This window comes from Burkholderia sp. SIMBA_062, assembly GCF_046534765.1.
Classification (GTDB): Bacteria; Pseudomonadota; Gammaproteobacteria; order Burkholderiales; family Burkholderiaceae; genus Burkholderia; species Burkholderia ambifaria.
In genome coordinates this window covers 1-232 of record NZ_JAWRYD010000674.1, presented here as the reverse complement: position 1 = coordinate 232, position 232 = coordinate 1, and the positions used below count along the sequence as shown (strand labels likewise).

The 232-nt window shown below is 68.5% G+C and carries 1 pseudogene; it reads left to right on the top strand.

Annotated features, from left to right (window positions below):
* Window positions 1-232, top strand: a pseudogene (locus tag SB786_RS37880) (efflux transporter periplasmic adaptor subunit); the annotation flags it as partial.

Here is a 232-nt window from a genome sequence, read left to right as displayed (position 1 = left end):
GCTGCTCTATCAGATCGATCCGGCGCCCTATGTGGCGACGCTCGACAACGCCAAGGCCGCGCTCGCGAAGGCGCGCGCGACGCTGGTCGCCGCGAAGGCGCGATCCGATCGCTACAAGGTGCTGGACGCGGCCAACGCGGTCAGCAAGCAGGATTACGACAACGCCGTGGCCGCCACGGACGAAGCGCAAGCCGACGTCGAAGCCGACGCCGCGAGCGTGGAAACCGCGAAG